The organism is Aeromonas sp. DSM 116730 (assembly GCF_046581335.1).
Classification (GTDB): Bacteria; Pseudomonadota; Gammaproteobacteria; order Enterobacterales; family Aeromonadaceae; genus Aeromonas; species Aeromonas rivipollensis.
In genome coordinates this window covers 2,448,762-2,475,460 of sequence record NZ_CP144265.1, presented here as the reverse complement: position 1 = coordinate 2,475,460, position 26,699 = coordinate 2,448,762, and the positions used below count along the sequence as shown (strand labels likewise).

Annotated in this window: 19 protein-coding genes; 9 read left to right on the top strand and 10 right to left on the bottom strand. The window is 64.9% G+C overall.

Annotated elements, in window-relative coordinates:
• Nucleotides 1-40: 40 nt before the first annotated feature.
• The 4 genes from yjfF to ytfQ form a co-directional block, all read right to left on the bottom strand.
• Nucleotides 41-1,051 carry a galactofuranose ABC transporter, permease protein YjfF gene (gene yjfF, locus Aeroheme_RS11340; protein ID WP_411165860.1) on the bottom strand — a complete coding sequence of 337 codons (1,011 nt, stop codon included), beginning with the start codon at nucleotides 1,049-1,051 and terminating at the stop codon, nucleotides 41-43.
• Nucleotides 1,044-2,066 (bottom strand): galactofuranose ABC transporter, ATP-binding protein YtfT, encoded by a 1,023-nt coding sequence (gene ytfT / locus Aeroheme_RS11335; protein WP_411165859.1) that lies wholly within the window; start codon nucleotides 2,064-2,066, stop codon nucleotides 1,044-1,046. The genes yjfF and ytfT overlap by 8 nt, the downstream gene beginning before the upstream one ends.
• A 1-nt stretch (nucleotide 2,067) precedes the next feature.
• Entirely contained in the window at nucleotides 2,068-3,576 is a 1,509-nt protein-coding gene (locus tag Aeroheme_RS11330) for a sugar ABC transporter ATP-binding protein (protein ID WP_411165858.1), read from the bottom strand.
• Between the two features lie 89 nt (nucleotides 3,577-3,665).
• On the bottom strand, nucleotides 3,666-4,625 hold the full coding sequence (ytfQ, locus tag Aeroheme_RS11325; protein ID WP_411165857.1) for a galactofuranose ABC transporter, galactofuranose-binding protein YtfQ: 960 nt from the start codon (nucleotides 4,623-4,625) through the stop codon (nucleotides 3,666-3,668).
• 546 nt (nucleotides 4,626-5,171) lie between these two features.
• On the opposite strand from ytfQ, the gene Aeroheme_RS11320 reads away from it, so the two are divergent.
• Nucleotides 5,172-8,465 carry an ImpA family metalloprotease gene (locus Aeroheme_RS11320; protein ID WP_411165856.1) on the top strand — a complete coding sequence of 1,098 codons (3,294 nt, stop codon included), beginning with the start codon at nucleotides 5,172-5,174 and terminating at the stop codon, nucleotides 8,463-8,465.
• Between the two features lie 102 nt (nucleotides 8,466-8,567).
• Here the strand turns inward: Aeroheme_RS11320 and Aeroheme_RS11315 are convergent, their stop codons facing one another.
• The gene (locus Aeroheme_RS11315; protein WP_408819244.1) at nucleotides 8,568-9,446 is read right to left on the bottom strand and encodes a LysR family transcriptional regulator; all 879 of its coding nucleotides are present in this window, start codon (nucleotides 9,444-9,446) and stop codon (nucleotides 8,568-8,570) included.
• Between the two features lie 161 nt (nucleotides 9,447-9,607).
• On the opposite strand from Aeroheme_RS11315, the gene fdhD reads away from it, so the two are divergent.
• The 3 genes from fdhD (at nucleotide 9,608) to Aeroheme_RS11300 (ending at nucleotide 14,059) form a co-directional block, all read left to right on the top strand.
• Nucleotides 9,608-10,393, top strand: a complete 786-nt coding sequence (fdhD, locus tag Aeroheme_RS11310) for a formate dehydrogenase accessory sulfurtransferase FdhD (RefSeq protein ID WP_411165855.1) — start codon at nucleotides 9,608-9,610, stop codon at nucleotides 10,391-10,393.
• Nucleotides 10,377-12,674 carry an FdhF/YdeP family oxidoreductase gene (locus Aeroheme_RS11305; RefSeq protein WP_411165854.1) on the top strand — a complete coding sequence of 766 codons (2,298 nt, stop codon included), beginning with the start codon at nucleotides 10,377-10,379 and terminating at the stop codon, nucleotides 12,672-12,674. The genes fdhD and Aeroheme_RS11305 overlap by 17 nt, the downstream gene beginning before the upstream one ends.
• Before the next feature lie 260 nt (nucleotides 12,675-12,934).
• Entirely contained in the window at nucleotides 12,935-14,059 is a 1,125-nt protein-coding gene (locus Aeroheme_RS11300) for a hypothetical protein (protein ID WP_408819251.1), read from the top strand.
• Nucleotides 14,060-14,068: 9 nt separating this feature from the next.
• Here the strand turns inward: Aeroheme_RS11300 and Aeroheme_RS11295 are convergent, their stop codons facing one another.
• Together Aeroheme_RS11295 and Aeroheme_RS11290 are read right to left on the bottom strand one after the other, a co-directional pair.
• Complete coding sequence (locus tag Aeroheme_RS11295; protein WP_411165853.1) at nucleotides 14,069-15,643, bottom strand: sensor domain-containing diguanylate cyclase; 1,575 nt, start codon at nucleotides 15,641-15,643, stop codon at nucleotides 14,069-14,071.
• A 135-nt stretch (nucleotides 15,644-15,778) separates the two neighbouring features.
• Nucleotides 15,779-16,681, bottom strand: coding sequence for a LysR family transcriptional regulator (locus Aeroheme_RS11290; protein WP_411165852.1), 903 nt, complete (start codon nucleotides 16,679-16,681; stop codon nucleotides 15,779-15,781).
• 157 nt (nucleotides 16,682-16,838) lie between these two features.
• Here Aeroheme_RS11290 and Aeroheme_RS11285 point away from each other — a divergent pair, with 157 nt between their 5' ends.
• Entirely contained in the window at nucleotides 16,839-18,272 is a 1,434-nt protein-coding gene (locus Aeroheme_RS11285) for a glycoside hydrolase family 1 protein (protein ID WP_163137706.1), read from the top strand.
• A 113-nt stretch (nucleotides 18,273-18,385) separates the two neighbouring features.
• Here the strand turns inward: Aeroheme_RS11285 and Aeroheme_RS11280 are convergent, their stop codons facing one another.
• A complete protein-coding gene (locus tag Aeroheme_RS11280) occupies nucleotides 18,386-19,144 on the bottom strand; it encodes an SDR family NAD(P)-dependent oxidoreductase (protein WP_408846962.1) in 759 nt (252 codons plus the stop codon).
• A 130-nt stretch (nucleotides 19,145-19,274) separates the two neighbouring features.
• On the opposite strand from Aeroheme_RS11280, the gene Aeroheme_RS11275 reads away from it, so the two are divergent.
• Complete coding sequence (locus Aeroheme_RS11275) at nucleotides 19,275-20,198, top strand: LysR family transcriptional regulator (RefSeq protein ID WP_111913708.1); 924 nt, start codon at nucleotides 19,275-19,277, stop codon at nucleotides 20,196-20,198.
• Here the strand turns inward: Aeroheme_RS11275 and Aeroheme_RS11270 are convergent.
• Complete coding sequence (locus Aeroheme_RS11270; RefSeq protein ID WP_262110102.1) at nucleotides 20,178-21,188, bottom strand: helix-turn-helix transcriptional regulator; 1,011 nt, start codon at nucleotides 21,186-21,188, stop codon at nucleotides 20,178-20,180. The genes Aeroheme_RS11275 and Aeroheme_RS11270 overlap by 21 nt on opposite strands.
• 231 nt (nucleotides 21,189-21,419) lie before the next feature.
• On the opposite strand from Aeroheme_RS11270, the gene Aeroheme_RS11265 reads away from it, so the two are divergent.
• The 3 genes from Aeroheme_RS11265 to Aeroheme_RS11255 all read left to right on the top strand — a co-directional run bounded on the left by Aeroheme_RS11265 (nucleotide 21,420) and on the right by Aeroheme_RS11255 (nucleotide 25,702).
• Entirely contained in the window at nucleotides 21,420-23,456 is a 2,037-nt protein-coding gene (locus Aeroheme_RS11265) for a glycoside hydrolase family 3 protein (protein ID WP_411165851.1), read from the top strand.
• A 188-nt stretch (nucleotides 23,457-23,644) separates the two neighbouring features.
• Nucleotides 23,645-24,502, top strand: a complete 858-nt coding sequence (gene nfo, locus Aeroheme_RS11260) for a deoxyribonuclease IV (RefSeq protein ID WP_411165850.1) — start codon at nucleotides 23,645-23,647, stop codon at nucleotides 24,500-24,502.
• Between the two features lie 213 nt (nucleotides 24,503-24,715).
• Nucleotides 24,716-25,702 carry a Gfo/Idh/MocA family protein gene (locus Aeroheme_RS11255; RefSeq protein ID WP_411165849.1) on the top strand — a complete coding sequence of 329 codons (987 nt, stop codon included), beginning with the start codon at nucleotides 24,716-24,718 and terminating at the stop codon, nucleotides 25,700-25,702.
• 101 nt (nucleotides 25,703-25,803) lie between these two features.
• Here the strand turns inward: Aeroheme_RS11255 and Aeroheme_RS11250 are convergent, their stop codons facing one another.
• A complete protein-coding gene (locus Aeroheme_RS11250; protein WP_106886883.1) occupies nucleotides 25,804-26,694 on the bottom strand; it encodes a LysR substrate-binding domain-containing protein in 891 nt (296 codons plus the stop codon).
• Nucleotides 26,695-26,699: the final 5 nt, after the last annotated feature.

Genomic DNA, 26,699 nt, shown 5'->3' with positions numbered 1-26,699 from the left:
CCTTTGCCTGGGGTGATCGGGCACAGGCCCCGCGATGTTTTCACTCAAGGGGGGCGACGGGGATCTGCCGCTTGAAGGGGGTGGCGTTGTTGGCCTTGCGGTGTTCCGAGACCAGGATCAGCAGACGCTGCAGGGCGATGAAGCAAAACAGCAGCAGGCCTATGATGATCTTGGTCCACCAGGAGCTGAGGGTGCCGTCGAAGTTGATGTAGGTCTGGATCAACCCCTGGATCAGCACCCCGAACAGGGAGCCGAAGGCGGTGCCGACCCCGCCGCTCAGCAGGGTGCCGCCGATCACCACGGCGGCGATGGCATCGAGCTCCACCCCGACGGCGGCGAGGGGATAGCCCGCCGAGGTGTAGAGCGCGAACACTATGCCCGCCAGGGTCGCCAGTGTGGTGGAGAGCAGGTAGATGCGGATGGTGGTGTGGCGCACCGAGATCCCCATCAGGGCCGCCGAGGTGGCGTTGCCGCCGATGGCGTAGACGTTGTTGCCAAAGCGGGTGCGGTTGGCGAGCAGTATGCCGAAGACCACCACCGCCAGCATGATGAGGGCCAGCAGGCTCAAGCGACCGCCTCCCGGTATCTTCCACGACAGGCTCGACAGGTAGGTGAAGCTGGGGTGATCGATGGGCAGGGACTGCTCGGAGATGAGGAAACTGGCCCCTCGCAGGAAGAACATGCCCGCCAGGGTGATGATGAAGGCAGGGATCTTCAGGGTGTCGATGAGCCAGCCCATCAGGGCGCCGAAGCCGGCGCCGAGCACCAGCACCAGGGGGATGGCCAGCAGCGGGCTGACCCCCAGATCCCCGATGAGCTTTGCCAGCAGCACGCCGGTGAAGGCGATGACGGCGCCCACCGACAGATCTATGCCCCCAGAGAGGATGACGAAGGTCATGCCGACCGCCACTATGCCGAGAAACGCATTGTCCGTCAGTATGTTGCAGATGATGCGGGTGGACATGAAGGCGGGGAAGGAGGCCAGGCAGAGCAGATAGCCCAGCACGAAGACCATGATGGTCACCATCAGGGGGAGGTTGCGTTTAAACATGGCGAGTCCCTCGCTGGAACAGGTGGTTGAGGGCCGGCGACTGCATGACCAGTACCGCCAGCACCACCAGGGCCTTGACGATCTGGTTCCACTGGGGCTGGTAGCCGGAGAGCAGGATACCTGTGTTCACCCCCTGGATGATCAGTATGCCGATCAGGGAGAGGGCGAGGTTGAAGCGCCCCCCCATCAGGGAGGTGCCCCCTATCACCACCGCCAGGATGGCGTCCATCTCCAGCCAGAGCCCGGCGTTGTTGGCATCGGCCCCGCGGATGTCGGCGGCGACTATCATGCCGGCGACGGCGGCCATGAGGCCGCTCAGCAGGTAGGTGGCGATCACCACCATGGGGGTGTTGAGCCCGGCATTCTTGGCGGCCTTGATGTTGATCCCCACCGCCTCGATGAAGAGGCCGAGGGCGGTGCGCTTGGTCAGCAGCCAGAGCAGCAGTGCCATCCCCAGGGTGATGATGACGGGGGTGGGCAGATAGAAGAGGGCGCCGCTGCCGATCCAGGCCAGGGCCTCGTTGTTGAAGGTGATGATCTGCCCCTCTGTGATGAGCTGGGCTATGCCCCGGCCCGCCACCATGAGGATCAGGGTGGCGACTATGGGCTGGATCTTGAACACCGCCACCAGCAAGCCGTTCCACAGGCCGCACAAGAGACCCACCCCAAGCACTGAGGCGACGATGACCGGCAGGCTGTGACCGCCGGTGGCCAGACTGGCCATGGTGGCTCCGCTGATGGCCATCACGGCCCCCACCGACAGGTCGATGCCGCCGGTGGCGATCACCAGCGTCATGCCGAGGGAGAGCAGGGCCACAGGGGCGCAGCGGTTGAGTATGTCGATGAGGCTGCCAAACAGCCGCCCATCCTGGACATGGATGGCGAAGAAGTTGTCGGCGACCAGGGCGTTGATGAGCAGCACGCAGAGCAGGGCTGTGCATTGGGCCGTGCCCGTGGGCAGGGCTCTGCGGGGGCGCGCCGGCCCGCCAGGAAGGGGGAGGGTGGATGACGTCATATCAGGCCTCGCATGCAATGGCGTTCATGATGGCAGGGACGCTGAGGGCGTCCGTCGCAAGCTCTGCCACCTGTTTTCTGTCGCGCAGGACTATCACCCGATCGGCATAGCCCACCAGCTCCTCCAGCTCAGAGGAGATGACCAGCAGGGCCAGCCCGTTGGCGCAGAGGGATTCGATGAGGCGGATGATCTCGGCATGGGCCCCCACATCTATGCCCCGGGTGGGTTCGTCCAGGATCAGGAATTGCGGCTTGGTCAGCAGCCAGCGGGCCAGCAACACCTTCTGCTGGTTCCCCCCTGACAGAAACTGGATGGGCTGCTCCGGCCCCGGGGTCTTGATCGCCAACTGCTCGATGAGGCGGGCGGTGATCGCGTCCTGCTCCTTGCGGGGCAAGGGGCGCAGCCAGCCCCGCTGGGCTTGCAGGGCCAGCATCATGTTCTCGCGCACCGAGGCCGAGGCGATGATGCCGGCGCTCTTGCGATCCTCCGGGCAGAAGCCAAAGCCGTTGGCGGCGGCCTGACGCGCACTGCGGATGGTCACCGGCTTGCCCCGCACCCGGCACTCGCCACTGTCCCTTGGCACTATGCCGAACATCAGCTCGGCGGTCTCGGTGCGACCCGAGCCGAGCAGGCCGGCCAGACCCACTATCTCCCCGGGCATGACGTCGAGACTGAAGGGGGCTATGACCCCGCGCTTGCCATAACCCCTGAACGACACCGTGGGCTGGTTGCTGCGCAGTGTCTTGCCGGCCCGCTTGAGGGCGTTTTCGTCAAGCTCGTGCCCCAGCATCATCTTGACCAGATCCAGTTGCGGCAGCGCGGCCGTGTCGCGGGTGCCGACCAGCTCGCCGTTGCGCAGCACAGTGATGCGATCGCTGATGGCGTAGACCTGATCGAGAAAATGGGTGATGAAGATGAGGCTCACCCCCTGATCCCGCAGGTTCCCCATGAGGGAGAAGAGCATCTGCACCTCGCTGGCATCCAGGCTGGCGGTGGGTTCATCGAGGATGAGGATCTTGGCCGACAGTGAGATGGCCCTGGCGATGGCTACTATCTGCTGCATGGCGACCGAATAGTGACCGAGGGGCAGGGAGACATCCATCTCGAAGCCGTATCCCGCCATGATGGCCTGGGCCTGCCGGGCCATGGCGGCTCTGTCGATGAAACCGAAACGGCGGGGCTCGTGGCCGATGAAGAGGTTGTCTGCCACCGACATGTTGGGCAGCAGGTTGACCTCCTGATAGACGGTGCCAATCCCCAGACGCTGGGCATGGGCTGTGTCCGTGGGGGAGATGGGGACGCCATCGAGTTCGATGCGCCCGCCGTCGGGCTGATAGACGCCGGTGAGGGTCTTGACCAGGGTGGACTTGCCGGCGCCGTTCTCGCCGAGCAGCGCCATGATCTCCCCCCTTCGCAGGGAGAAGTCCACCTGATGCAGGGCACGCACCCCGGGAAAGGCCTTGCAGATCCCGCGGGCGTTCAACAGGACATCCTGAGTGTTTTCTGACATGAATAGGGGCTCTCCGATATAAGACGCCATATCGCAACCCAGCCGATATGGCGTCTTATTCAACTGGCAGGCTCAGCGGGCGAGCGGCATTAATATCCCATGTCTTTTTTCAGCTCGAGCTGGGCTTCGGCACTCTCAGGCTCGAACAGAATAGACTCCGTCTTGATATGTTTGGGGGGCAGGGCGCCATCCTTCTTATAGGCCAGCAGGGCATCGAAGGCTGGGCCCGCCATATTTGGCGTCAACTCCACCGAGGCATTGGCTTCACCAGCCATCATCGCCTTGAAAATATCCGGCACCCCATCGATGGAGATGATCTTGATATCCTTGCCCGGTTTCAGCCCGGCCTCTTTAATGGCCTGGATGGCGCCTATGGCCATGTCGTCGTTGTGGGCGTAGACGGCGCAAATATTCTTGCCGTTATTTTCCGCCTTGATGAAGCTCTCCATCACCTCCTTGCCCTTGCTGCGGGTGAAGTCGCCGGACTGGGTGCGGATGATCTTGATGGTGGGTACGGCCGCGACGGTGTCGAGGAAGCCCTTCTTGCGATCCAGCGCCACGCTGGCCCCCACTGTGCCTTGCAGTTCAACCACGTTGCAGGCCTTGCCATCCTGCTGCTTGATAAGCCACTGGGCCGCCACTGCCCCTTCGTGGACGCTGTCTGCGGCGACCCCGGTCATGAAGAGGGCGTCATCTTTCACCGTGATGTTGCGATCCAGCAGGAACACCGGGATCTCGGCCTCTTTCGCCTCCTGCAATACCGGATCCCAGCCGGTCTGCACCACGGGGGCAATAAAGATGGCATCGACCCCCTGGGCAATGAAGGAGCGAATGGCCTTGATCTGGTTCTCCTGTTTTTGCTGGGCATCGGCAATTTTCAGGGTGATGCCGCGTTTCTGTGCTTCCGTCTTGGCGACCGAGGTTTCCGCTGCCCGCCAACCGGATTCAGAGCCTATTTGAGAGAAGCCCACCGTCATCTCGGTAGAATATGCAGAGGCAGAGAGAATAAGGGTGCTGATAATGCCCGCCAGTTTCACTTTCTTATACATGTGACACTCCTTTGTGATGCATGGTGAAATAAACCGGAACGCGTCAGGTTTTTATTGTACGGGTCAAGGTTATAGGCTCTTGGGTTTAACGACGGGAGGTGGCTCACAGAAAAATTTCAGCAGCATGATGCTTCATACAAACAGCAGACAAGTTCATATATGGCGCGATATTTATGTTGATTTTTATGCGTATTTATTCAAGCGGCCATGGTGTCCGGCCCGTCATGGAAGGGGCTGTCATTCTCTTGCGGGGTAGACTGCCCCGGGGGAATGAAGTGCCGCCAGGCGAGGGAAGGCGATCCCGGTCGGTCGGAGCCTAAAATGGGATTCGTTCAGGGTTGAAATTACGCAGCACGCCCCCTACACTGCCCGCCCCAAACAGCCTGGTAGAGAGGAGGATAGAAGATGAGAAGAGTCATTCTCACACCCTTGCTGGCTCTTGCCATGAACGGATGCGGGGGTGGAGAGGGCGGGAAAGACGATGCCATTCCCCCCACGATAACAACGTATTTCGAGGCCACCACCCAGAGCACCCAGGGTGGGCAGTTGAGCCCGGCCAGCCTGCGCCTGAGCGCCGGTGAGCAGGGCAGTTTCACCCTAGCACCCGACGCCGGTTATGTGTTGGCGCAGATTGCGGGTTGTGAGGGGACGCTGGACGGCCTCACCTATACCACGGGCCCCATGCGCGGCGATTGCCAGGTCTCGGCGAGCTTCACTCAGGAGACGGCCCCCGTTTATTTCGAGGCCACCACCCAGAGCAGCCAGGGTGGGCGGCTGAGCCCGGCCAGCCTGCGCCTGAGCGCCGGTGAGCGGGGGCGTTTCACCCTGGCGCCCGACGCCGGCTTCGTGCTGGAGCACATAGAGGGCTGTGACGGCACCCTGCAGGGGCACGACTACATCACAGGCCCCATGGGCGCCGATTGTCAGGTGTCGGCTCGCTTCATCAAGCATGCCGCCCATGCCATTGCCCGTGAGGATCACGCCCTCGCCAGCGACGTGGAGCTGATCGCCCATGCCCGTGGCGCCATCGCCGACAGCGAGGCGCGTCGCACCGAATTGGTCCGCACCCTCTATCAGGGTCTGGGGGCCATCAGCTGGAACCCGAGCCACGACTCCATCACCTTCTCCAGCTTCCAGCCCGAAAACACAGTGACCCTGCTCCCCTCCAACATCAATGGCAAGGGGGAGAGCGAGATCCGCGGCCTGGTGATGGTCTCCGAGCAAGATGACTATCGCCGGGCAGCCATGGGGGCGAATCTGTTTGCGGTGGATCGCACGCCCCAGAGCGAGGCACTGCTCAGGGGTCTGATCGGCTGGCTGACCCGGGGGAGGGATAGTGATGACGATGGTCTTCGCATCCTGACCGCCCAGGTGCCGAGTCGCGCCGACAGCTGGTATTTCCCCCATAACGAGGGGATCCGGGACTGGCTCAAGGCCATGTATCCGGACGCGCACAGCATCAACCAGGCCGATGAGTGCGATTATCAAGCCCTCGGCGCCTGCATCGACCGCATGGCGCCGGATCTTATCGTGATAAGCGACCTCGATCGCCAGGGGCTGGGATACCAGGGCATAGCCCAGGCCATCGCCAAGGCGAAGGCCGCCGGGATCCCGCTGCTGCTCTCCAACTACCGGCGAGAGGCGAGCCCCCTGCTGGCGCCCCTCTATCTGGAGATGGGGCTGGTGACCTGGGGCAACTACTGGTCGAAGCTCAAGGTCAGCAATCTGGCGGCGAGCACCATCATGGCGCCAGATCCCCAGCTGATGGCGGTCGATACGCTGCTGAGCAACCTTAAGGAGGGGGAATTCAGCACCCAATGGCTGGATGCCTGCAGCGGCAACTTCCTCAACTGCGGCGGTGTCGATGAGTTCAATGCGCAGTTCAAGAATGGCGCCGACTGGCTCAGAAATGCCGCCATCACCCTGGACAAGGCGGGGATCAGCCCCTTCGCCCAGGGCGGCTTGGCACTGTTGCCGGCCAGTCTGCTGCTGGCCGACAAATACCGCGCCGCCATCGATTACCCCATCGCCTGGGACGAGCATCAGGCCTGGCAGCGGGCGATGTTTGCCGACTGGCTGGTGAGCTATGCCCGTGTTCGCAACCTGGCCCAGCCGGATCTGGGGGAGTACGTCGTCGATCGCAGCCAGGTGTTCAAGGGAGATCAGGCCCATTACGCCTATCCCCCCGTCATCAGCGACAGCCGCCGCATCTCGGTGCCCTATTCCGGGCAGTGGACCTCGACGGGCTGGTATGCCCTGCCGGGGCAGCGTATCACCCTGAGTCGCACGGATACTGCGGATGTTTCCGCTACCATTCGACTCAATTACCACAGACCCAACACCAACAGGGCCTATGAGCAGAAGGTCTATCGGGCGCCGCTGGAGTTGGCCAGCGGGCGGCTTCCTCTGAACAAGGGCGGCAGCGTCAGCTTCACCTCGCCCTATGGGGGCCCTGTCTATCTCTATCTGGAGGGGGGAGACGGGGCACTGCAAGTGGAGGTGACCGCCACCGGCGTGACCCGCCATCCAGCCATCCTGGGCTTCAGTGATGAGCAGCAGATCCGGGACTTCAACGAGCGGCTGGAGCAGACCGAGCTGCCCCATGTCGATCTCAGGGCCGATGGCGCCGAGCAGCATCTGCGGCGGGATCGCTTCACCGGGGCCATCGGGGGGGCCATTGCCGACACCGATGCCCTGCTGGAGAGCATTTCCCGGGATCATATCAACAGCGTCTATACCCTGGCGGGCTTCAAGATCCAGGGCAAGCGCCTGGAGGAGTCGCTGCCTGACGAGGTCCGGCGCGCCTGTGTCGCGCTGCTGGGGGATCTGTGTCTCGACGAATCACTGCATACCCGCACGATCATCCAGCATGCCAACTACGACCAGAATGCCCATTGCGGGGTCGGCTGCAGCGGCAACCCCTGGGACTCTTCCGGCAGCATCAGCCCGACCGGTTGGCTGGACAATCACGAGCTGGGGCACAACCTGCAAACCCAGCGCCTGAATGTGCATTATGCCGCCGCCAGCGATGCCGACAACTGGCGCGGCTATGGCAGCCGGGCCGGGGAGAACTCCAACAACATCTTCCCCTATGTGGTGAAGTGGCAGGCCCACTATCTGCGCGACGGCAACCAGGCGCCCATCAAAGATGGTCACATGAATCACAAGGATCTGTTCTACGCCTTCATGTCCGACGCGGCCGGGGTGAAGGATAAGAGCGGCAACCGGGTGGTGCTGGGGGCCAACTGCAAGGTGCTGGATGCGGGGGAGAGCCGCTACGAGGCGCCCTGGCAGAGCAATGCCTATGCGGTCCACAACGGCTATCGCATGGCATTTTATATCCAGATGGCGTTGCGCGCCCACGGCATGAGGCTGGCGGACGGCACCCGCCTGAGCAACGGCTTCAATATCTTCACCCTGCTCTACCAGCATTCACGGATCTTCGGCGCCGTTGCCGACAACGAGAGCGACTGGCATGCCAACAGGGACAGGCTCGGTTTTAGCCTCTTCCCCTTCCAGGGGCATGGGGTCTATGGCGGCAAGCAGGTGAGAGACATACCGGGCAACGATTTCATGCTGGTTGCCCTCGGCAGGTTCACCGGCCTGGACTGGCGCAGCCACTTCGATCTGCTGGGTCTGCGCTACTCGACGCTTGCCGCCGCTCAGGTGCAGGCGAACCAGCCCTCGGGCGTCCTGCCCATGGGGATGTACGTGCTGGAGGACGATCTCCCGCCCGCCAACATGAGCGAGGGGCTGACATTCCTGCCCCTCTCAAGTACGGATGGCAGCACCCTCTGGCCTCGCGACCAGGGATCGCCGGCCAGCTGTCCTATTCCCTAATAAAGAAAAAACGCCCTCAGGGGCGTTTTTTCTTGGTCAGCGCAGGCTTGTCGGAGCAGGCGGGCGGTACTCGCGTTGAGCCTCGTAGCCCTGCGGGGGGACTCACCCCTGCAGCAGGCCGAGAAAGGCCTTCATGGCCGGGGTGACGCTGTGCTTGCGGGTGATGAAGGCGATGGTGCCGGCGCTCGCATCGCTCAAGGAGTGGCAGGGTAGCTTGAAGAGCTGATGGGCGGTGGCGGCGATGCCGGCACTGACCACGGCGCAGCCGAGCCCGTGGCTCACCCCGTTGGCCAGGTGGAACAGGGAGTCTGTCTCCAGCACCACCCGCAGGCTGAGCTGCTGGCGGGCGGCGGCCTCGTCGAGGTAGCGGCGAAACTGCATGGTGGCGCTCGGCAGTATCAGGGGGAGATCCTGCAAGTCCGCCAGCCTCAGGGGTTGGCTCGGGGAGAGGTGCGGGGGCAGGGGCCCCAGCAGCGCCATGGGATTGGGGTGGCGCAACTGGATGTCGAGGGCGCGGCGCTGATGCTCGGTGAGCAGCTCATCAAAGCCGAGGCCGATGTCGGTCTGGTGCAGATCCAGCTGCTCGAGCAGGGTGCCGTGGGTCATCACCGACAGGCGCAGGCTGACCTTGGGGAAGGCGTCGTTGAAGCGCTTGAGCAGCGGCATGATGTCGATACTCGACTGGGGCACCATGCCGATGCGCAGGACCCCCGAAAGCGCGCCGCCAAACAGGCTCAGCTCCTGGCGCATGGCGTCCTGCTCCAGCAGCATGCGCTCGGCGTGGCGCAGCACCACTTCCCCCGCCTGGGTCAGCGCCACGAACTGGCTGTTGCGCACCACCAGCTCGGTGCCGAGGGATTTTTCCAGCGCCGTGATGCTGGCGGACAGGGTCGGCTGGGTGATGAAGCAGGCCTTGGCCGCCTTGGCGAAGTGGCGGTGCTGGGCCAGCTCGTAGAAATAGTGCAACTGCTTGATGTTCATCGAAGAGGAAGCGTCTGGCGTGGAGGATGGCTGACAAAGTTAATCAATCGACATCGCCATGGCAATAGAGGTTTTCTATCGGTGAATAGATTTGTTTCATTGGTTTTGGGGGAGCGACTTATCTAAACTTGAGGCCCGAATACACGTTATAAGCGTCTCGCATGATCCCATTCAATTCACGGTTGCCCAGGCTGGATGAGCTGGTGGAAGAGGTGGCCGTGTCCGTCAACATCAATGGCATCAACCACGCCGTCATGATGGCCACCCCGGATGATCTCGACGACTTCGCCATCGGCTTCCTGTTTGGCGAGGGCATCATAGGGGGCAATCACGATGTGCACGACATCCAGATCACCCCCTCGGAGCACGGCGTCGTGCTCGACATCACCATAGCCAACCGCTGCCTGGCTGCGCTTGGCCAGCGCAAGCGTCGCCTGGCCGGGGCGAGCGGCTGCGGCATCTGCGGGGTGGAGGCCATAGAGCATGCGCTGCCCGAGTTGACCCCGCTGACCCCGGGCGCCCCCTTGGATACCACGCGTCTGCGGGACTTGCGGGATCGCATCGCCCCCTGGCAGAGCAAGGCCCGCCAGAGCGGCGCCCTCCATGCCGCCCTGGCGCTGGATGAGGGCGGCGAGATCCTGGCCTGCCGGGAGGACATAGGTCGCCACAATGCCCTGGACAAGCTCATCGGCATGCAGCTGCGCCAGCCCGCGCAGGCCCACACCCTGGTCATCACCAGCCGCTGCGGCAGCGAACTCATTCACAAGGCGGTGCAATTTGGCGCCGCCCACCTCATCAGCCTTGCTTCTCCCAGCCAGCTCGCGGTGCGACTGGCCCTGAAATACAACCTGACCCTCATTCATGTGCCCAGATCCGATGCCCCGGTCTGCTATGCCAGCCCGCGCGCCCAGGATCAGTTCGGAGACTCCCATGTCCAGTCATATTGAGAAACCGGCAAAGGCCGGCGGCTTTTCCTCCCTGCAGTCCACCTTCAGGCAGGTGCTGCGCAGCCAGAAGACCCGGCAGAACATCAAGAACCTGCTGCGGGTCAACCAGACCGACGGCTTCGACTGCCCGGGCTGCGCCTGGGGTGACAACAAGCAGGGGGCCTTCCAGTTTTGCGAGAACGGCGCCAAGGCGGTGGCCTGGGAGTCCACCGGCAAGACGGTGGGGGCGGCCTTCTTTGCCGAGCATTCGGTGCGCCGCCTGCAGGCCCAGAGCGACTACTGGCTCGAATACCAGGGCCGTCTGACCGAGCCCCTGCGCTACAACCCGGCCACGGATCACTACGAGCCGGTAAGCTGGGATCAGGCCTTTGCTATCATCGCCGACAAGCTCAAGAGCCTGGCCAGCCCCGACGAGGTGGAGTTCTACACCTCGGGCCGCGCCAGCAACGAGGCCTCCTACCTCTATCAGCTGTTCGGCCGCCTCTATGGCACCAACAACTTCCCGGACTGCTCCAACATGTGCCACGAGGCGAGCGGCGTTGGGCTCATCCAGTCCGTCGGGGTGGGCAAGGGCACTGTGGTGCTCGATGACTTCGACGCCGCCAAGGCCATCTTCGTCTTCGGCCAGAACCCGGGCACCAACCACCCGCGCATGATGAACGCCCTGCGCAAGGCGGCGCGCCAGGGGTGCCAGATAGTCACCTTCAACAATTTGAAAGAGGTGGCCCTCGAGCGCTTCGCCAGCCCCCAGAGCCCGGCGGAGCTGCTGACCCCGGCGGCCACCCGCATCAGCCACCAGTACCTCACGCCAAAGCTTGGCGGCGACATGGCGGCGATTCGCGGCATGGCAAAATACATCCTGGAAGAGGAGGGGGGCCGCATCGATCTCGCCTTCATCGAGCAGCACACGGCGCACTTTGACGACTACCTGGCGCAGGTGAAGGCCACGGAGTGGGCGCAGATCGAGGCGCAATCCGGGCTCAGCCGGGAGGCGATCACTCAGGCGGCGCAGATCTTCGCCCAGAGCGAGAGCGTGATCAGCTGCTGGGCCATGGGGATCACCCAGCACAAGCACTCGGTCGACACCATTCGCGAAATCGTCAACCTGCACCTGATGTGCGGCCAGATTTGCAAGCCGGGGGCGGGGCTGTGCCCGGTGCGCGGCCACAGCAACGTGCAGGGCAACCGCACCATGGGGATCAACGAGAAACCCAACGCCGCCTTTATCGACCGCCTGGAGCGCCGCTTCCCGGTGGGCCTCAAGCGCACGCCGGGGCACAACGTCTACGAGGCGCTCAAGGCCCTGCACGGCGGCAAGAGCAAGGTGCTCGTCTGCCTTGGGGGCAACCTGGCGGCTGCGGCGCCGGACACCGACTTCACCTATGAGGCGATGCGCAAGAGCGAGCTCAACGTGCAGATCAGCACCAAGCTCAACCGCAGCCATCTCATGGTCTCCCAGGATGCCCTGATCCTGCCCTGCCTCGGCCGCACCGAGCTGGATCTGCAGCGCAGCGGCATCCAGAAGATCACCGTGGAAGATACCTTCAGCATGGTGCACGCCTCCACCGGCATGAACGAGCCGGTCTCGCCGCTTTGTCTCTCGGAGATCGACATAGTCGCGCGCATGGCCGAGGCGACACTCGGCAGCGAGCGGGTGGACTGGCTGGCCCTGCGGGACGACTACGCCCTGCTGCGCGACCTCATCGCCGAGACCATAGCCGGCTTTGACGACTTCAACCGCCGCATCGAGGAGCCCTGCGGCTTCCACCTGGAGAACGGCGCCGCCCTGCTGCGCTGGAATACCGCGAGCGGGCGCGCCGAATTTCGGGCGAGCCCCTTGCCGGACTCCATCCTGCCCGAGTGCACCAGCCACGCCGAGCAGATGGTGGGCGAGCCCGTGCTGCTGCTCCAGAGCCTGCGCTCCCACGATCAGTACAACACCACCATCTACGGCATGGACGATCGCTACCGCGGCATCAAGGGGCGGCGCAACGTGGTCTTCATGAACGAGGAGGATGCCCGCAGGCTGGGGCTGGCCGAGGAGCAGCAGGTGGACATGACCGCCATCTGCAACGACGGGCGCGAGCGGGTGGTGCGCGGCTTTAGCGTCATCTTCTACGAGATCCCCAGGGGCAACATCGCCGCCTACTACCCGGAGACCAACCCCCTGGTGGCCATCGACAGCATAGGGGAGGGCTCTTTCACCCCCACCTCCAAGTCGGTCCCCGTGCTGGTGACCCCAAGCCAGGCACAGGCCGCCAGCCTCGCCGTCAATCTGTAAGCATCCGCGTCTCGAACCCCTGCCCAGGCAGGGGTTTTTTCATGCCCACAATTCTCCAGGCCCTCTCGTTTGCCGAAGCTGTACGGCGATTGTATGGCGCACCATCTTGCTGTGGTCGGGGTCGGGGGATGCCGCTATGCTGCGGCCCTCTTCCGGCCCCTGATGCAGGGCGGCCGGCAACCTGAACCCCGACGTGCCTGCCGAGCAGGGTGGCCCAGCGCCGCCGGTTTGCCGTGCGCGATCCTGTGCGGAACCCACACATGCGCAATGCAATCTCCCCCCTGATGGCCGGCCTGGCCTTTATCCTGGCGGCCAGCCCCGCGATGGCGGCGGATCCCGCCAAGGAAGAGGCGCAGACGCGCGGTGACGAGCGAGAGGCAAAGGCGGCCAAGGAGGGGGAGCGCTCCCCCTGGTTGTTCGTGCCCCTGCTGAGCTCCAGCCCCAAGCTGGACACGGCGGCGGGCCTGATGGTGGGTTATCTGCACCAGTTCGATGAGGGTTCGCGCCCGTCCCTGTTCACCCTGTCCGGCAAGTACACCACCTCGGCATCCCTCATCACCAGCGCCTTCGCCAAGACGTCGTTCGGGGCGGATCATCACCGCATCGTCGGTGGCGTCATCCTCGGCGACATCAATAACAGCTACCAGGATTACCTCGGCACCGGCCGCGCCCTCGAGACCAACGACAACTTCCGCTCCGCCTTCCTGCGCTACCTCTATCGGGTGGAGGGGGACTGGTTCGTCGGCGGCATGGCGGCCTACTCCAACTACGAGGTGCAGGGACAGGATCTGGAGTCGGATCAGATCCTGGACGAGCTGGGGCTGGAGGGCTTCACCTCGGGGGGGCTGGGGCTGGTGGTGCAGCACGACTCCCGGGACAGCGACTTCAGCGCGACCAGGGGCTGGTATTTGAACGTCAACAACCTGGCCTACCGGGAAGGGCTGGGGGGAGAGGGGGACTTTGACATCTACCGGGTCGACTATCGGGGCTACTGGAGCCACGGGGATGGCAATGTGCTCGCCTGGCGCAATCGCAACCAGTTCTCCCACAACGCGCCGAGCGGCTCCTATTCCCCCATCTACCTGCGTGGCTACACCCCGGGGGAGTACCTGGGCCAGCACATGTCGGCGGTGGAGGTCGAGGAGCGCTACCAGCTCGCCGAACGCTGGACCCTCACCGCCTTCGCCGGGGTGGCCTGCCTCTACGGCGACGCCGTGAACGGTGAGTCCCTCGACTGTGGCGACAGCGACAACATCTATCCCGCCTGGGGGGCGGGGGTGCAGTACCTGCTCAAGCCGGAGGCGGGCATAGTCGCCAACCTCGAGTATGCGATGGGCAAGGACGACAACGCGGGCATCTACCTCAAGATGGGCTACAGCTTCTGACGCCGGGCCTCAGGCACCGGCCACCACCACGCAGTTGCGGCCCCTGTGCTTGGCCTGATAGAGCGCCTTGTCCGCCTGCTTGAGCACGGTACCGAGATCGCTGGCATCCCCTGGCCAGTGGGCGACCCCGAGGGAGATGGTGATGCACCCGGCCTGCTCCATCTCGTAGTTCGCCACCGTCTGCCGCAGTCGTTCGGCGATCCGCTGCGCCTGCACCAGGGAGACTCCGGGCAGCAGCAGCAGGAACTCCTCGCCGCCGCTGCGGCACAGGGCGGCATCGGCGCGCAGATCCCGCTGCATCAGGGTCGCCAGGGCGACGATGACGGCGTCCCCGACGTCGTGGCCGAAGCTGTCGTTGATGGCCTTGAAGTGATCGATATCCAGGGCGATGACCGCCAGCGGCCGGGACTGCGCCTGATAGTCGTCCAGCATCTGCTGCATGGCCCGCCGGTTGAAGAGGCCCGTCATGGGGTCTGTGTGGCTGTCGGTGTGCAGCTGGTCAATCTTGGTGTTGAGCAGCCCCAGCCCCTTGAGGATGGCCTGCTTGAGCTGGGCCGCTTCGAAGTACCAGGCGCGGATGCTGGAGATGTTGGAGGCCGCCTCCTGCTGATCCATCAGCCTGGCCCTGTTGGCCAGCTGCCGCAGGGGGCGCGAGATGATGGTGGCCGAGAGCCAGATGACGAAGAGGATGAAGAGGGTAACCGGGATCATCCCCTTCAATATGTCGAGCATCTGCTCATCCAGCCCGGCCAGGGTGGCGCTGCGGGGACGCTGGGCCACCACTCCCCAGCCCGCACCGGCCACGGGGGCGAAGCCCGCCAGCATCTCGGTTCCCCGGGAGTTGAGCACGCTTTGGGCCCCCTGTCGCCCCTGCAACACCTCGTCCACCACCACATTGTCACCTATCTTCTGGCCGATGCGCTTGGGGTTGGGGTGGTAGATCAGCGTCTTCTGCCGGTCGACCACGTAGAGGTAGGAGCCATCCTGGTAGTAGTGCTGGCCCAGCAGGCTGGAGAGCACGCTGGCGGACTCCAGGTAGATGCTGCCGGCGACAAAGCCGAGAAAGCGCCTGTCCGTCGAGAACACCGGATAGGAGAGGCTGATGAGGTAGTTGCCAGAAAGGGAGACGAGGGGATCTGAAATGAGCGGCTGCTGGCTGGCGAGGATCTGGCGGGCGCTGCGGGAGCTGAGCTTGGCCCCCTTCACCTTCAGGGTCTCGGGGGAGACGGCGACTATGGTGGCCTCGGTGTTCACGACGGCCACCGAGTTGAAGGTGTTGGTGCGCTCGCGCAGCTGGGCCACCTCCTGCTCCAGCCCCGCGATGTCGTTGGCCTGCAGCAGCGGCGCCAGCAGGGTGGCGCTGTAGGCAAGCTGCTCCTGGGCCGCATTCAGCATGGCCTCGGCGGAGGCGGCCAGCTTGGTGGCATAGACACGGTTGGCCTCCAGGGTACTGTCGATCAGCAGCTGTCGCTGTGCCTGATGGATGGCGTAGAAGCTGTTGCCGAAGGTGGCCAGCACGCCGAGCACGGCCAGGGCCAGGATGAGGCGATGGAGATCAAACCTCAGCAGCCAGTGAGATAGCATTGGAGAAACGAGTCCTTGTCGGTTGGCGCCGGGCGCCGGAGCCATGGTGCAATTTTACGGGGGCTGGCTGCGCAAAAGCTACCGTTAATGTGGTTCTCGAACGATGCCGTGTCGTGAATGACAGCCATGGCCGCGTCATGTTCCTGCACCGCCCTGATCACCCAGGGCGGTGAGGGCGGGATCACCGAGCTCGGCCACCGTCTGCCAGAAGGGGGTTATGAGGGGGTTATCCCCTCCCGGCGGGCGAATGAGCCCTATGATCCAGCTCGCCTCGGCCTCCGCCAGGGGCAGGGTGATGACGTCCGGGTGCTCTATGGTGGTGGAGGAGGGCACCAGGGTCCAGGCGATGCCCGCCGCCGCGGTGGCGATGCCGGCGGCGAAGTCGTTGACGTACTGGATATCCCCAAACCTCAGCCCGCTCTGGGCCAGGTAGTGCACGAACTGATCGTGGAAGGAGGGGGCCTTGTCCCGGCGCAGTATGGCGAGGGGCTTGTCCAGCAGATCCGAGAGCCCGCTCACCCCCTGGTAGCCAGCGGGCAGCACGGCGACGAAATGGGCACGCACCACGGGCAGCACCGGCCAGCCCTTGGGGGCGGGCAGGCGGCAGAAGCCGAGATCCAGCCTGCCCTCGGCGAGCGCCAGCAACTGGTGATGGGTGGAGAGATCGTTGAGTTCTATGCCGACCCCGGGGCGGCTGGCCCGAAAACGGGCGATGGCCGCGGGCACCAGCAGCTTGGTGGCGACCCCGAAGCCGATGCGCAGGGTGCCGCCATTGCCCGCCAGCACATCGCGGGCGGTGCGACCGAGTTGCTCGCTCTGGGCCACCAGGGCGCAGGCATCCCCGTAGAGGGCGCGCCCGAGGGGGGTGAGCCGGGTGCTGCTGGCGTTGCGCTCGAACAGCTCGCCGCCAAATTTCCCCTCCAGCCGCCGTATCTGCTTGCTCAGTGCCGACTGGGTGATGTGCTGGCGCGCCGCCGCCTGACCGAAGTGCAAGACCTCCCCCAGGGTGACGAAGGCCTTCAGATCCCGCAACTCCATCACGACTCCTTCATTCCTGCTTGGAATATTAAATGGCAAAAATTGTCATTGGACGGAATTCTAGAACTGTTCGATGCTGATGCCAATTCGTTTTGATCCCCGCCCATGCCCCAAAGGGAGAGGCGGCACCATCCTCAAGCAGCAGGAGACAAACCAGATGCACCATCCCAAGTTCAACGACTTCCCCGCGGATTTCCTCTGGGGGGCCGCCTCTGCCGCCTACCAGGTGGAAGGGGCCTGGAACGAAGACGGCAAGGGCCCCTCGGTGTGGGATCTCTTCACCAAGTTGCCGGGCAAGACCTTCGAGGGCAGCAACGGGGACGTGGCGGTGGATCACTACCACAGGGTGGAAGAGGACGTGGCGCTGATGGCCGAGATGGGGCTCAAGGCCTATCGCTTCTCGGTGAGCTGGCCGCGCATCTTCCCAAGCGGGCGCGGTGAGGTGAACGAGGCGGGGCTCGCCTTCTACGAGCGGCTCATCGACGCCCTGCTGGCCCACGGCATAGAGCCTGTGCTGACCCTCTACCACTGGGACCTGCCCCAGGCCCTGCAGGACGAATACGGCGGCTGGGAAGACAGGCGCATCATCGACGACTTCGAGCACTACTGCGTCACCCTCTATCAGCGCTTCGCCGGCAAGGTGAAGTACTGGGTCTCCCTCAACGAGCAGAACTACAACCTGACCAACGCCTACCAGCTCGGCACCCATCCGCCAGCGGTGCAGGACAGGAAGCGCTTCTTCGCCGCCAACCACATCGCGTTTCTGGCCAACGCCCGTGTCATCAAGGCGTTCCGTCAGCATGTGCCAAACGGCCTCATAGGCCCGAGCTTCGCCTATTCCCCGGCCTATCCGGCCTCCTGCGCCCCGAGCGACATGCTGGCGTTCGAGAATGCCGAGGAGTTCACCAACCTCTGGTGGCTGGATGCCTACTGCTTCGGCCGCTACCCCCAGGCGGCGCTCGCCTACCTGAGAGAAACCGGCGAGGCCCCCGAGATACTGCCAGGGGATCTCGAGTTGCTGCGCGAGGGCACCCCCGACTACATAGGCGTCAACTACTACTACACCCTGACCTTCACCGACAATCCCCTCGGCGGCCAGACCATGCAGCGCATCAACACCACGGGGCAGAAGGGCACCACGCCATCGAGCGGTGTCCCCGGTCTCTACAAGACCACCCCCAACCCGCACCTGGAGACCAGCAACTGGGACTGGGCCATCGATCCCACCGGGATGCGCATCGCCCTGCGCCGCCTTTCGTCCCGCTACGGCCTGCCGCTGATGATCACCGAGAACGGTCTCGGCGAGTTCGACAAGCTGACTGCGGACGGCCGGGTGCAGGATGACTACCGCATCGCCTACCTGCACAGCCACCTCAAGGCCTGCCAGGAGGCGATGCAGGACGGGGTCGAGCTCATCGGCTACTGCGCCTGGTCCTTCACCGACATCCTGAGCTGGCTCAACGGCTACCAGAAGCGCTACGGCTTCGTCTATGTGGAGCGCGACGAGCAGGGGGGATCCTTGCGCCGCATCAAGAAGGAGAGCTTCCACTGGTACAGCCAGGTGATCGCCTCCGGTGGCAAGACGCTGTAAAGCGTTGACTTAAGGCGCGAGCGCATGGCGCCGCCCCAATGCAAAGGCCCCCTCGGGGGCCTTTTTCGTGGCTCTTTCATGGCGGCGTGCAAGCCTGGGGTGCCCATCCTGCCCTAGATAAACATGCCCCCCGAGGCCTCGATGCGCTGGGCGGTGATCCAGCGGTTGTCATCGGAGAGCAGGGCGGCGATGACACCGCCGATGTCGTCGGGCTGGCCGACTCTCCCCAGCGCCGTCTGGCTCGCGAGGAAGGCGTTGACCCCCTTGTCGTCGCGCACCACGCCGCCGCCAAAGTCGGTCTCGATGGCGCCGGGGGCCACCACGTTGACGGCGATGCCGCGGGGGCCCAGCTCCTTGGCCAGATAGTGGGTCAGCACCTCCACGCCCCCCTTCATGGCGGCATAGGCGGCGTAACCCGGCATGGCGAAGCGAGTGAGGCCGGTGGAGAGATTGATGATGCGCCCGCCATCACGGATAAGCGGCAGCAGCTTCTGGGTCAGGAAGAAGGTCCCCTTGAAGTGGATGTTGAGCAGGGTATCGAACTGCTCCTCCGTGGTCTGCTCGAAGCTGGCATGAATGCCGATGCCGGCGTTGTTGACCAGGTAGTCGAACTGCGGCCGTTGCCACTCCCGAGCGAGCAGTTGCTTCACCTCCTCTGCGAAGGCGACAAAGGAGGCGCTCACCCCCACATCCAGCGCCAGGGCATGGGCCTGGACCCCGAGCGCCCTGGCCTCGGCCACCACGGTGGCCGCCTCATCGGCCTGGCTGCGGTAGGTGATGATGAGATCCACCCCCTTGGCCGCGAGGGCGAGGGCGCTGTGTTTGCCAAGGCCACGGCTGGCGCCTGTGATGAGGGCTATGGGTCTGGTCATGGTGTGACTCCTGTCTGGGTGAATGACAAGGGCTCGGTGTGAGCCGACCGGATCACTGTATTGTTCCTTTATTGCCGGATAAATAGCGTGATAATGAAATCACTGTTCCGTTTGAAGAGACAATCAGGCCATGGATCAACTGGATGCGATGAAATTGTTCGTGCGGGTCGCCGAACTCGAGAGTTTTACCCGCTGCGCCGAGCAACTGGGCATCCCCAAGGCGACCCTCTCCGCCGCCATCCGCCGGCTGGAGGAGCGCATGGGCACCCGGCTCCTGCTGCGCACCACGAGACGGGTGCAGCTCACCACGGATGGCCAGCTCTGCTACGCCAGGTGCCGGGATCTGCTGGCGGACATGGAGGAGTTTGACGGCCTGTTTCGCCAGGGGGGCCAGATCTCGGGGCAGTTGCGGGTAGACATGCCGAGCCGGATGGCGCGCCATCTGGTGATCCCGGCGCTGCCCGCCTTCCTGGCCCAGCACCCCGACTTGCAGCTGATGCTGAGCAGCACGGACAGGCGGGTGGATCTGGTGCGCGACGGCTTCGATTGCGTGGTGCGGGTCGGGGCGCTGGAGCCCTCCAGCCTGGTGGCGCGGCCTTTGGGTCACTATCGCCAGATCAACTGCGCCAGCGCCGCCTACCTGGCCCGCTACGGGGTGCCGCAGACCCTGGCGGATCTGGCCGGGCACCGGCTGGTTCATTATGGGTCGGGGCAGGGGCGCAGCGATCCCGGTTTTGAATACCAGCTGGAGGATGGCAGCCGCGCCCTCTTGCCGATGGCGGGGGCACTAATGGTCAACGACAGCGAGACCTACCTGGCGGCGGCGCTGGCGGGGCTTGGCATCATACAGATGCCGAGGGTGGGGGTGGAGGGGCTGCTCGGGCGCGGCGAGCTGATAAGCCTGCTGCCCCGGTGGCAGGCGCCGCCGCTCCCCATCCACGCCCTCTATGCCCATCGCCGCCAGCTGGCACCCAGGGTCCAGCTCTTCATCCACTGGCTGGCGGCGCTGCTCGCCGGGGCCCTGGCCGGGGAGTCAGAGCCGGCTGCGCCTTGAGCGGTATTCGCTGGGGGAGAGGGCGAACGCCTCCTTGAAGAAGCGGGTGAAGCTGCTCTGGCTGGCAAACCCGAGGCGCCCGCCCACCTCCTGCAGCTGCAGGCCGGGATCCTGCAGCAGACGGCAGGCCTCTTCTCTTCTGACCTGCTCCAGCAATCCTGAGAAGTGGCACCCCTCCTCGCGCAGGTGGCGGTTGAGGGTCCAGCGGGTCAGCCTGAGGGCCTCGCAGATCCCCGCCAACAGGGTGGGGGAGTCGACGCTCTCCTGCCAGAGCCGCTGGCGGATGAGCCCGAGCACCCGCTCCCTGTAGTGGCTGCTCGGGCGCAACTGCCGCATCTGGCCGTCGAGCTCCCCCAGCAGCAGAGGTTGCAGGGGGCCGTTGCAGCCCCCGTGGGCGAGATCGAGCAAGGCCGCGGGGAAGCGCAGCTCAAAGGCTTCTCCCCGTTGCAGCCGATCCCCCAGCCAGGCCCCCAGCTCGCGCCACAGCCTGGGCCGCACCGGGGTGGGCAGCACCAGCCGGCCCTGGCCTGGGTGGTAGAACTGCAGCAGGGCATAGAGGTGACCGAGGTTGGCCAGGCTGCTCATGGCGATCACGTCCGGGTGATCGGACTCCGAATGGTAACTGAGCCTGGCCTGTCCCTCTTCTTCCCGCAGCAGTATCCGATCGCACTCGCCGATGAGGGGGCGGTAGGCGAGGAAGAAGTGCAGGGCCTGGCGCAGGGTGGCGGCGTTGCAGCAGAGGCTCGCCAGCGGCAGGTAGTCGGCGAAGAGCCCCGAGAGCGAGGGGGGCGACCACTTGTGGGCCATGTCCACATGGGGGGCGACCTGGGTCAGCAGCCGGAAGTGGCGCTGGGCGTCGATCCGTCCCTGGGGGAGCAGCAGCTCTTCTCTGGCAATCCCGGCACCTTGCAGGAGCTGGGCCGGATCCCGTCCCTGTCTCTGCCAGTGGTTGAGGCAGTGCAGGGCTATCCGGTTGGAGACTGTCTTCACGGCGAAAATCCTTGTCGGCGGTGGCCCACCATCATCCGCCATTGGCCATGAATTGCCGTGAGCCAGGTTCGGCTTCATGTTTCAGAAATGTAACCAAGGGTAACCCTGCAACCCTTTTCACACTTTTCGAACGTGCTCCCAACCGGCAATTCCCTGCACCCGCAGGGCAAGTGAGGCGGGCCGATTTTGCATAGAGTGGCCACTCCTACACACACATGGAAGATAACAATAATGACATATCCCCCCTTCGCTCTGACCCGCCTCACCCTGAGCATGGGCGTCCTGCTGCTGGCAGGGTGCAATGGCAACGACTCCAGCCCCAAGCCGGAGCAGCCCACCCTGGGGCACCGCACCGTCAGCCTGATCGAGCAGGATGGCCTGCAATTCAAGGATCTCGATGGCAACGGCGCCCTGACCCCCTATGAAGACTGGCGCCTTGGCGCCGACGAGCGGGCCCGGGATCTGGTGGGCAGGCTCTCCCTGGCCCAGAAGGCGGGCCTGATGATGCACGGCACCCTGGTGCTGGACGCAGACGGGCGGGTCAACCTCACCGCCATGGAGAAGATGCTGCGCGAGGATGGCGTCAATACCTTCATCACCCGCATGGCGGGGGATCCGGCGGCCATCGCAGACGACAACAACCGGCTGCAGGCCCTGCTGGAAGGGGTGGGGCTCGGCATCCCCATGACGGTGAGCACGGATCCCCGCAACCACTTCACCCATGATCCCAACGCCACCAGCATAGGCGCCGGGGCCTTCTCCCAGTGGCCCGAGACCCTGGGGCTCGCCGCCATCGGCGATGCCGCCCTGGTGCAGCGCTTTGGCGACATCGCCCGCCAGGAGTACAGGGCCGTCGGCATTCACGAGGCCCTCTCCCCCCAGGCGGATCTCGCGACCGAGCCTCGCTGGGGCCGCATCAACGGCACCTTCGGTGAAGACAACCTGCTCGCCAAATCCCTGGTCAAGGCCTACATAGAGGGCTTCCAGCAGGGGAGTGACGGCATAGGCAAGGAGAGCGTGGTCACAGTGGTCAAGCACTTCGCCGGGGCCGGTCCCCAGAAAGACGGCCTGGATGCCCACAACCCCTGGGGCAAGGAGCAGGTCTATCCCGGCGGCCAGTTCGCCTATCACCTGGTGCCCTTCGAGGGGGCCTTCGAGGCCAAGGTGGGGGCCGTGATGCCCTATTACGCCCTGCCCGAGGGGCTGACCCATGAAGGCCAGGCCATCGAGGAGGTGGGCTTTGGCTTCAACCGCCAGATCCTCACCGACTTGCTGCGGGGCCACTTCAAGTTCGACGGCGTGGTGCTGAGCGACTGGGGCATAGTCAACGACTGCAACGCCCGCTGCGAGCAGGGGCTGAGCCAGGATGAGGTGACGGCGGGGGTCAGCCCCTGGACTGTGCCCTTTGGCATGTCCTGGGGGGTGGAGAAGCTCACCAAGGCCGAGCGCTACGCCAAGGCCATCGACGCCGGGGTGGATCAGTTTGGCGGCGTGGAAGATCCCGCCCCCCTGCTGGCGGCGGTGCAGAGCGGCCTGGTAACCGAGGCGGCGATCACCACCTCGGCCGAGCGGATCCTGGAGCAGAAGTTCGCCCTGGGGCTGTTCGAAAACCCCTATGTGGATACCCAGGCCGCGGTGGCCCTGGTGGGCAAGGCCGAGTTCCAGCAGGCCGCCCAGGCCGCCCAGGCGGCGTCCCATGTGTTGCTGAAAAACGAGGGGGCCCTGTTGCCGCAGAAGGCGGACGGCAAGCGGGTCTACCTGCACAACGTCAATGCCGAGGTGGCCACGGCCAACGGCTATATAGTGGTGACGGACCTGGCCCAGGCCGATCTCGCCATAGTGCGGGTCAATGCCCCGGGTGAGCAGGATCCCCGCTTCCCGTTCGGCAGCATCCACTTCGGTCAGCTCGGTTTTGCCAGCGCAGATCAGGTGGTGCAGGAGACGGCCCACGAGGGGATCTACCGCGGTGCGGACGAGTACGCCGCCATCCAGGCCGTCGCGCAGGCCGGGGTGCCCATGGTGCTCTCCGTCTATCTGGACAGGCCCGCCATCCTGACCGAGGTGGCACCGGCGGCGCAGGTGTTGCTGGCCAACTTCGGGGCCCTGGATCAGGCGCTGTTCGACGTCATCAGCGGCAAGGCCAAGGCCAGCGGCAAGCTGCCCTTCGAGCTGCCCTCCAGCTGGCAGGCGGTGCAAAACCAGCACCCGGACGTGGCGAAGGACTCCGCGAACCCGCTCTACCCCTATGGTGCCGGTCTGGCCTATTGAGGGCGAGCCCGACATCCATGATCACCAAGGCGCCTGCGGGCGCCTTTTCCATTGCCGCCATCGACAATCCCGGTTTGGCGCAAGGGGCTGGCTTGGGCATAATGACGCCCCATCAGGGGTTGCCGCGCCTCGCGACCGCGAGAGGCTCGCGAGGCGGGCGCACCCAGCAAGCGCGCAGAGGAGACAAGATGAAATTTATCGGAGCCCACGTCAGTGCGGCCGGCGGGGTGGAGAACACCATAGCCCGCGCCCAGGCTATCGGGGCCAACGCCTTCGCCCTGTTCACCAAGAACCAGCGCCAGTGGCAGGCGGCGCCACTCTCCGAGGCCAGCATCCGCGCCTTCAAGGCGGCCTGCGACAAGGGGGGCTTTAGCCCCGAGCAGATCCTGCCCCACGACAGCTACCTCATCAACCTGGGCCACCCCGACCCCGACGCCCTCGCCAAGTCCCGGGATGCCTTCCTGGACGAGATCAGGCGCTGCGAGCAGCTCGGGCTCTGCTATCTCAATTTTCATCCGGGCAGCCACCTCAAGCAGATCCCCGAGGCGGCGAGCCTCAAACTGGTGAGCGAGTCCATCAACTGGGCGCTGGAGCGAAGCCAAGGGGTCACGGCGGTGATAGAGAACACCGCCGGCCAGGGCACCAACCTCGGCTGGTCGTTCGAGCACCTGGCCACCCTGATCGAGGGGGTGGAGGACAAGAGCCGGGTCGGGGTCTGCTTCGACACCTGCCACGCCTTCGCCGCCGGTTACGATCTGCGCACCCCCGAGTCCTGCGCCGCCGTGTTCGCCGACTTTGACCGCACCGTGGGCTTTGAGTACCTCAAGGGGATGCATATCAACGGTGCCAAGTGTACCTTCGGTAGTCGGGTCGATCGTCACCACAGCCTGCGGGAGGGGAACCTGGGGGAAGCCGTGTTCCACCACATCATGAACGATCACCGTTTCGACGGCATTCCGCTGATCCTCGAGACCATAGACGAGACGATCTGGAGTGACGAGATACGCTGGCTGCGCAGCCTGCAGCTCGATCAGGCTGCAAGCTGACGGGCCGGTGAGGCTGTGCTTGACCACATCATGAACGATCACAGTTTCGACGGCATTCCGCTTATCCTCGAGACCATAGACGAGACTATCTGGTGTGACGATATAAGTTGGCTGCGCAGCCTGCAGATCGAACAGGCCACAAGCTGACTCCTCCCCCTTTCGAAGGGGGAGGCAGGGAGGGGGTTGTTGGCTGGCAACAAGAAGGAGGAAGAGATGCAATCACAGGGAACAGCGCCACTGCTGCGCTGGGGGATAGCCGGGGCGGGAGCCATCGCCCGGCGTTTTTGCCGCGACGTCAATCAGTACGCCAGGGGCGGGCGCGTGGTGGCGATCGCCGCCCGGGATCAGGGGCGGGCCGACGAGTTCGCCCGTGAGCTGGGATTGGGGCTGGCCTATGGCAGCTATCAGGCCCTGGCCGAGAGCCCCGAGGTGGAGGCCGTCTATGTGGCGGTGATCCACCCGGAGCATGCCGCCCTGATCAGGCAGATGCTGCTGGCGGGCAAGCACGTGCTGGTGGAGAAACCGGCGGTGACCCGGGTGGCGGATTGGGACGCCCTGGTGGCGCTTGCCCATGAGCGCGGCCTGCTGCTGCTCGAAGCCATGAAGGTGATGTGCTTCCCCGCCATGCGGGCCCTGTTGCAGCGGTTGCCCCTGCTGCCCGCGCCTCGCAGCCTGCGGGCGGCGTTCGGCTCGGCCCCGCCTCCGGTCGGCAAGCTGTTCGATCCCGCCCTCGACGGCGGCGCCGCCTGGGATGTGGGGGTCTATCCGCTCTGGCTCTATGCCGCCTTCTGCGAGCGACTGGGGCTCGCGACCCAGGCCCCCGAGGTGGCGCTGGACAGGGCGCCGGGGGAGGTGGATCTCGCGGCCCGCTTCAGCTTCGGCGGCCCCTTCTCGGCGGAGCTTGGCGCCTCCATCGTCGAGGATCTCGACCGGGATGCCTGGCTCTCGGGGGAGGCGTGGACCCTGGTCATCGAGGGCAAGTGGTGGAACCCCCAGCACATTCGCTGGCAGGGGGATACGCCGCCTGCCGCCTGGCCGGCAGACATCTACCTGCCGGTACAGGGGGGCGGCATGCAGCACGAGGCGGATCACTTCGCCGATTGCCTGCGCCACCGGCTGCTGGACTCCCCCTGGGTGCCCCACGCCCTGACGCGGCGGGTGCTGGGCTGGGTCGAGACGGGGCTGCACCGGGGGGGCTGATGGCGCCGCAGGCTGTCTCGCAAGAGATCCTCCCAACACCTTTCTTGAATAACAGAGGGCGCCACGGCGCCCTCTGTTTTTGTTTTAGGGTGACCCTAGGCTCAGGGAGCGGGCAGGGTCTGGGCGCGGCAGAAGGCGAGGAAGCGGCGCAGGGCCGCGGAGTGGAACTTCTGCTTGTGCCAGACGAGGGAGAGCTGGCGGGGGAAGGTCTGGCTCGGGGTGAGCGCCACCAGGCGGCCACTGTGCAGGCGATCGGAGACCGCGAGGCGGGAGATAAAGGAGATGCCGAGCCCCTTCTCCACCGCCAGCATCACCGCCTCCAGGGTGTTGAGCTCGAGCCCCGCCTGCCAGCGCGGCAGCCTGGGCTGGATCTGCTGCTCGAACTGCTCGCGGCTCCCTGACTGGGGCTCGCGCAGTACCCAGGTTTCGCCTGCGAGCAGGCGAAGGGGCAGCTCCAGCTGCCCGGCCAGGGGGTGCTGGGGCGGGGCTATGATCAGCATCTCGTCTTCGAGCCAGGGCTCGCTCACCAGATCCGGGTGATGGTTCTCCCCCTCGATGAGGGCCAGATCCAGCTCGAAGTGGGCGAGGGAGTGGCACAACAGGTGGGTGTTGGCGATGGTTACCCTGGGGGCGGATCCCAGCTCCTGGGCGCCCCCCGCCAGCAGACTGGGCAGCAGGTAGTTGCCTATGGTCTGGCTGGCCCCCAGGCGCAGCTGGCCGCTCGGCTCGGCGTCCGGGCCAAACAGCTGCTCTATCTCCTGCATCCGGGTCAGCAGCTCCTCGGCGGCCGGTTGCAGCAGCCGCCCCTCGTTGTTGAGCTGAAGTCTCGGATGCACCCGATCGAACAGCGGGGTGGCGAGCTGGCGCTCCAGCTCCTGCAACGACTGGGAGACGGCCCCCTTGCTGAGGCAGAGCTCGCTGGCCGCGCCCCCCAGGTTGCCGTGGCGGGCTATGGTGGCGAACACCTTGAGTTGTTGCAGGGTCAGCTTCATGTCGT